This window comes from Arthrobacter sp. Hiyo1, assembly GCF_001263615.2.
Taxonomy (GTDB): Bacteria; Actinomycetota; Actinomycetes; order Actinomycetales; family Micrococcaceae; genus Arthrobacter.
Window position 1 is genome coordinate 142,810 of record NZ_DF952472.1, and the last position, 3,803, is coordinate 146,612.

At 64.7% G+C, this 3,803-nt stretch carries 5 protein-coding genes; 2 read left to right on the forward strand and 3 right to left on the reverse strand.

Annotation, left to right across the window (positions count from 1 at the left end; all coding sequences use genetic code 11):
• Positions 1 to 351 precede the first annotated feature (351 nt).
• Both AHiyo1_RS14315 and AHiyo1_RS14320 read right to left on the reverse strand, forming a co-directional pair.
• Positions 352 to 1,269, reverse strand: coding sequence for a CPBP family intramembrane glutamic endopeptidase (locus AHiyo1_RS14315; RefSeq protein WP_059389017.1), 918 nt, complete (start codon positions 1,267 to 1,269; stop codon positions 352 to 354).
• Positions 1,270 to 1,321: 52 nt separating this feature from the next.
• Positions 1,322 to 1,837 carry a hypothetical protein gene (locus tag AHiyo1_RS14320; RefSeq protein WP_059389018.1) on the reverse strand — a complete coding sequence of 172 codons (516 nt, stop codon included), beginning with the start codon at positions 1,835 to 1,837 and terminating at the stop codon, positions 1,322 to 1,324.
• A gap of 52 nt (positions 1,838 to 1,889) precedes the next feature.
• Between AHiyo1_RS14320 and AHiyo1_RS14325 the strand changes: the two genes are divergently transcribed.
• Positions 1,890 to 2,564, forward strand: coding sequence for a TetR/AcrR family transcriptional regulator (locus tag AHiyo1_RS14325; protein ID WP_059389019.1), 675 nt, complete (start codon positions 1,890 to 1,892; stop codon positions 2,562 to 2,564).
• A 101-nt stretch (positions 2,565 to 2,665) separates the two neighbouring features.
• On the opposite strand, the gene AHiyo1_RS14330 is transcribed toward AHiyo1_RS14325, so the two are convergent.
• The gene (locus AHiyo1_RS14330; RefSeq protein ID WP_059389020.1) at positions 2,666 to 2,983 is read right to left on the reverse strand and encodes a MerR family transcriptional regulator; all 318 of its coding nucleotides are present in this window, start codon (positions 2,981 to 2,983) and stop codon (positions 2,666 to 2,668) included.
• A 134-nt stretch (positions 2,984 to 3,117) separates the two neighbouring features.
• On the opposite strand from AHiyo1_RS14330, the gene AHiyo1_RS14335 reads away from it, so the two are divergent.
• Entirely contained in the window at positions 3,118 to 3,543 is a 426-nt protein-coding gene (locus tag AHiyo1_RS14335; protein WP_059389021.1) for an Hsp20/alpha crystallin family protein, read from the forward strand.
• The last annotated feature ends 260 nt before the right edge of the window (positions 3,544 to 3,803 follow it).

The following is a 3,803-nucleotide window of genomic DNA, read 5'->3' on the forward strand; positions in this document are numbered from 1 at the left end:
CCTCGCCCACCTCGCGAACCGCAGGCTCAGCCCGGCCGGACATCAGGCCGCGTCGGTGTTCCTGTCAACGGCGAAACGTTTGCAAGCCCCCGCACTCGCAGCGGGCAACCCTAGTTCGTGAGTCCCGTGCATCCATAACGCGCAGGTTCTCGCTCCCTGAGCCACCAAACTGAAAGCGTGCATCTGGCAGTTGGCCGGGCTAAGCCGAGATGACCGCCGCCTGGCGCCGTTGGAAGCCGGCTTCACCCCCGGTTCGATCAATAGACACCGGTGCCGCCCTGGTATAGCGGCCAAGGACCGCAATGGGACGCCAGGGAATCGATCCGGATCAGCGGAGACCCGCGGGGAGCGCTATGGGACGTAGGACAGGAAACCGAGGTAGATCGGTATGTCCGCGCCCGCGTGGAAAAGGGTAGAGGGAATGATGCTGCCCGAGCTGCGGGTGAGATAGCCGCCGATCAGGCCGAGTGGGAAGGCGAACAACACGATGAAGACGAGGCCGGAGGCCGTGTAGGTGACGCCTACGTGCCAGGACGCGAAGACTGCCGCCTGGATAGTCGTCGCCAGGTAGGGACCGAAGGCGATGTTCAGCCTGGACATCAGTAGTCCGCGGAACGTCAGCTCTTCCAGGAACCCGTTGGCGGCCGCCGCGACAAAGAGTGCAGGCGTCAGGCTGAGGTAACGGCCAAAATCGACGGCGCCGTGCACAGGCATGAAACGCGAGTGCGACAGCACTCCGAACGTGAGTACGTAGAAGGCGATGAGAGCGGCGATTCCGATCACGTAAGCCCTTCCGAACCGCCCCCAGCGGACGTAGACCGAGGCCAGCGAGCTCCTTGAGATCCAGACCACAAGTAGGACAGCGACGACGGTGAGCATCAGTTCGTCGAGCTCGATGATCACCGTAGCGGGAACCGTCGATGCCAGCGGGTTCCCGGCGACCGGGGGGCTGTGGAGAACCTGGCTTGCAAGGAAGCCCGGAACGTAGCGGTCAGCCAGGATGAACAGGGACATGCCGAAGAATGCCAGGGGTATCTCCCAGTACCTGTGCACAGCGGCATTTCGCCTCGCCAGCAGGGCGATGGCAAGCAAAGCGCCGGTGACGGCCAGACCGCAGACGAGCCGGGTGGCCTCATCCGGGACGTATCCGACCGAGACCGGCAGGAAACCGGCCACGACGCACGCGACTGCGAAGATCGCCTTCTGGCCCGGCATCAGCGGCCCACCCGTCGAGTCAAGCGCGCGTGCCGCTGAGGGCGATGACTCCATGTCCCCTCCTTGCCTCTTCCATTTCCGGCCACCGGGCTGCGACGGTCATGGCCTACCACTTCCGGTTGGAAGGGCGGACTATGGTTTCGTCAACATTGAGCCCCTTTGCCCGGGCCCAGATCACCGCGTTCTGGGCGGCGAACGTCACTGCCAGGGCCAGGAGCAGTTCGCCCACCACGAAACCCTGAGAGTGGTTGGCCGCGTAACCGAGGAACGCGAATGGCAACCGGATCACAATGAGCACCGCCCAGGTCACCAGGGTCATTGCCGTGCCCTTGACCATCACCCGGCCGGCATCGGGCCAAACCCGGAACGTCGTCCCCCGCCACAGACCGGCGCCCAATCCAATGACGAGGCCGACAACAAGGAGGACTACCCGGCCCCGGTCTGCAGCGAGCGACTGGCGGGCCAGCTGTTGGAGTCCGAAGAGGCCAAGGACCGCCAGCAGCAACACGAGCGGGCGAACCCTGAGCGGTTGCGCCATCATCTGCCGATAGAGGACAAAAGCGATGAGAGCCAGGTAAACCACGACATTCACCGCGAGGCCGACAAACTGGTCCGGGGGCATCCGCTCTCACCTCCAGGAGCGTATTACTTACCGTAAGTAGTACGATACCTCCATGCAGGACCCTGTCAAGACCCCGCGAAAACGGCGACCGCGCGGCTCCCTCACCCGGGAGCAGGTGGTCGAAGCCGCGCTGACACTGGCCGACGAGGAAGGTCTCGAGGCGCTCACCATGCCGATGCTGGCCCGCCGCCTCAACTGCGGAGTGATGACCACCTACGGCTATGTGAACGGCAAGGAAGATCTGCTCGATGCCATCGCCCAACGGGGTCTGCGAGACCTCCACCTCCCCCACCCGCTCCCCGATGACGTCGGGGCGATCCTGCATGCCTGGGGACGGGCACTACGCCTGAACCTGATCGAGCACCCGAGCCTACCGATGATCTTCCTCTCCCGGGCGGTGATCGGGCCCGGCTTCCTCCACGGGCTCGAGGCCCTCCTCGGACCGCTGGCCAGGGCCGGGATGCCCCCGGCGCAAGGCGTCCACGCGGTTTACGCCGTCCTCACCTATGCCACAGGTTTTGTGGCCTGGGAAATACCGCGCACACACCGGCAGCAACAAGCGACGTACGCGGCGAGTTGGCGGCGGGAAGTTGCCAAACTGCCTCCAGCCGAGGTTCCATTTCTCGCCGGCATCCTCGATGAGCTCCCAGAGGTCGCCGGCAAGAAGCAGTTCGAGCTCGGGCTGGCCGCCCTGACCGCCGGCCTTGCAATCACCCCCGGCAAGTGACCCCGGCCGCGCCACCCGCCATCTTTGCCTCGGGCCGGTCGCGGCGGCTCAGGCCATTTCATCGAATTCCCTCGATCATGGGGGCTCTTTCGCACTCGTCTTCACCCAGACCGGGGCCGGGCGGTGTCCCGGGTAGCGTTCGCGGACCTGAGTTCCGCCTCGAGGCGCCGGTTGTCGGCTTCGAGGACCAGGACCATCCGGACGCCGGCAAGGTTCAGCCCCAGCTCCAGCAGCTCACCAATCCGCCGCAATGTCACGAGATCGTTCTCGCTGTACTGACGGGTCCCGCCCAGGGTCCTGCCCGGTTCCAACAAGCCTTTGCGTTCATAGAGGCGCAGGTTCTGTTGCCCCGTTCCCACCAGCTCGGCGGCAACGGAAATCGCGTACACGCCCCTTCCCCGATCGTCGGTCTGTCCCATCGGGCACCTCCAAAATCCGTCGAAAATCAGGCTTGCCCCGACCCCTGCGCAGTGCTATAAGAAATATATACCAGCCACCATAGATCGGCTGGGTTGACAACAAAAAAGCTGCGATCTGCAAGGAGTGACACACCATGCTGATGCGAACGGACCCCTTCCGTGAATTCGACCGGCTCGCCGAGCAAGTACTCGGCACGACAACCCGGCCGGCGGCCATGCCGATGGACGCCTGGCGGGAAGGCGAGGACTTCGTGGTCGCCTTCGATCTGCCCGGAGTCAACGTGGACTCGGTGGACATCGACGTCGAACGCAACGTCCTGACCGTCAAGGCCGAGCGCCCGGACCCCGTCGGCGAGGACACGGAACTGATTGCCTCCGAACGCCCCCGCGGCGTCTTCAGCCGACAACTCATTCTCGGCGACGCGCTGGACACCGACGGTGTCAAAGCGAACTACGACGCCGGCGTCCTGACCCTGCGCATTCCGGTCGCGGAGAAAGCAAAGCCGCGCCGCATCGAAATCGAAACCACCGGAAAACAGCGCCAGGAGATCAACGCCTAACCCCCGGCGCAGCCTCACGGACCGGGAGCACCACAGCGGCCCACCATGTGAAGAGGGCGGTCGGGTTCACAGACCACGCCACAGCGCGAGCAGCGCCGGATGGATGAGGCCCCGGGGATGACTCCCGCAACGATGGTCCCCGGCCGAACCGGCCGGGGACCATCCACCTCCCACGAGAACACCCCGCATCTAAGACACAAAACACGCCAACGATGAGGAACAACCGCCCCGACCTTTACGGCATCCTGCATATCGCCCCC

Excerpts from the sequence above, each read along its gene's own strand:
- AHiyo1_RS14315 (WP_059389017.1), bottom strand. The coding sequence starts at position 1,269 with ATGGAGTCATCGCCCTCAGCGGCACGCGCGCTTGACTCGACGGGTGGG.
- AHiyo1_RS14320 (WP_059389018.1), bottom strand. The coding sequence starts at position 1,837 with ATGCCCCCGGACCAGTTTGTCGGCCTCGCGGTGAATGTCGTGGTTTAC.
- AHiyo1_RS14325 (WP_059389019.1), top strand. The coding sequence starts at position 1,890 with ATGCAGGACCCTGTCAAGACCCCGCGAAAACGGCGACCGCGCGGCTCC.
- AHiyo1_RS14330 (WP_059389020.1), bottom strand. The coding sequence starts at position 2,983 with ATGGGACAGACCGACGATCGGGGAAGGGGCGTGTACGCGATTTCCGTT.
- AHiyo1_RS14335 (WP_059389021.1), top strand. The coding sequence starts at position 3,118 with ATGCTGATGCGAACGGACCCCTTCCGTGAATTCGACCGGCTCGCCGAG.